Origin of the sequence: Moraxella lacunata (genome assembly GCF_002027545.1) — a bacterium.
GTDB lineage: Bacteria > Pseudomonadota > Gammaproteobacteria > Pseudomonadales > Moraxellaceae > Moraxella > Moraxella lacunata.
Window position 1 is genome coordinate 7,991 of the sequence record NZ_MXAN01000007.1, and the last position, 1,599, is coordinate 9,589.

The 1,599-nt window shown below is 43.9% G+C and carries 3 protein-coding genes; 2 read left to right on the plus strand and 1 reads right to left on the minus strand.

What is annotated here, in order from left to right:
* The first annotated feature begins 199 nt into the window (after positions 1–199).
* Both B5J94_RS01365 and B5J94_RS01370 read left to right on the plus strand, forming a co-directional pair.
* Entirely contained in the window at positions 200–523 is a 324-nt protein-coding gene (locus tag B5J94_RS01365; protein WP_062501714.1) for a YbjQ family protein, read from the plus strand.
* A 59-nt stretch (positions 524–582) separates the two neighbouring features.
* Positions 583–1,074: a YbjQ family protein gene (locus B5J94_RS01370; RefSeq protein ID WP_062501716.1), complete on the plus strand. Its 492-nt coding sequence runs from the start codon at positions 583–585 to the stop codon at positions 1,072–1,074.
* Positions 1,075–1,079: 5 nt separating this feature from the next.
* On the opposite strand, the gene B5J94_RS01375 is transcribed toward B5J94_RS01370, so the two are convergent.
* The coding region (locus tag B5J94_RS01375) for a GspH/FimT family protein (protein WP_079363879.1) at positions 1,080–1,599 on the minus strand (520 nt) is incomplete at its 5' end.

The following is a 1,599-nucleotide window of genomic DNA, read 5'->3' on the forward strand; positions in this document are numbered from 1 at the left end:
GCACGTTTTTCAAGGAAAAACAAAGGCTGTGAGTTTTCTATCAGACAAGTTTTTATTTTAAATTAAGTGGTCGGATAGCGATTTTTCATGCAAAAATTGATAAAAGTGTTAAATTTTCATCGTATTTTATGAAAATGTTATCAGTGGTAGGCACATCCTATACTCACGTTGTCTATTTTTAAAAATAACGGAAAATATCATGCAACTGTCAAACCTAGAACACCTACCCAACCACACCATCACCGAACGTCTAGACGTGGTCTATGGCAGTACCGTCCGCACCAAGCACGTCGGCAAGGACTTTTTGGCGGGACTCAAAAATATCGTGGGCGGAGAATTAGTCGCCTACACCGAGCTCCTAGAAGAAGCTCGCCAAGAAGCGTTAGAACGCATGATAGACAAAGCCTACGCCATGGGAGCGAATGCCGTTGTAGGCGTGCGTTTTTCCACATCTAATGTGGCGGTGGGTGCATCTGAGATTTTTGTGTATGGCACCGCCGTCAAGGCAGTAAGAAATACCTAGTCAGACAGACCAAGCCCACATACCGCTTTTGTCAGCCCCATCTCTTTTGAGTAAGAATCATGGACATCATCAAGCTAATCTTGAACAACCCACAAATAGTCATCGCCATTATTTTATTTGGGATTGGTTGGTATTTTGGCACAGCCAATGAACGCAAACACTTAGCCATCCTTGATGATGACGAGCGTTTGCTTGGACACATCATTATTTCAAGCGAACGCTTTTTTGCACCAACTGTTCAAACAGATGGCATGCTTGTCATGGGAAGCGTTTCTATCGCCCAAGACAGGTTTAAGCTTGTGTTTGCAGATTTTTTAAGCCTATTTGGGAAAAACCTAACCGTCTATGAAAGCCTGTTAGATCGTGGTAGACGTGAAGCGATTGTACGCATGAAACGGCAGGCTTATGAGCATGGTTATAATCAAGTCTACGGCGTAAGGATTGAAACGTCGGCGGTAGATGGCGGTGGTGTGGAAGTGCTTGCTTATGGGACGGCGGTATCTAGCATAGGCAACCCAAATATACCACCAAGACTGCCAGCTCATCTTTGACCCCCCTAACACCCCACATCATCAACACGCCTTCTAACCACCCCCGTGTGCGTTAAAACAATCCTATAAGACAACTCATCAGACACCGAACAATATTTAATGTGCCCAAAATGTCCACGTGGACTGGCACTGGCACCAAAGTATTTAATATAATGCCTAGATGCTGACATTCTCATGTTAATCCTGCCATACTTTAAATTAAGCCCATACTCTTTAATCAGCTCACCATCATCAAGGCGAGCATTACCATCTAAATCCCTAAACACGATAATCTTTACCCCTGCCTGTCTATGACAGCGATTTGACTCGTCAGCAGGACACATGATGATGTTTTGCTTGGTGATGTGGCTTTGACTGCGAGCTTCTTTTAATGCATCGGTAATGACAGATGCAACATTATTTGCTTCCATCCCCCACAAAGCCCGCATCACATTAGGATAAGCAATCATACAAATCACACCCATCACAATAACCACCACCATCAACTCAATCAACGTAAATGCTCTTTGCCCACCCACAATCATC

Excerpts from the sequence above, each read along its gene's own strand:
- B5J94_RS01365 (WP_062501714.1), top strand. The coding sequence starts at position 200 with ATGCAACTGTCAAACCTAGAACACCTACCCAACCACACCATCACCGAA.
- B5J94_RS01370 (WP_062501716.1), top strand. The coding sequence starts at position 583 with ATGGACATCATCAAGCTAATCTTGAACAACCCACAAATAGTCATCGCC.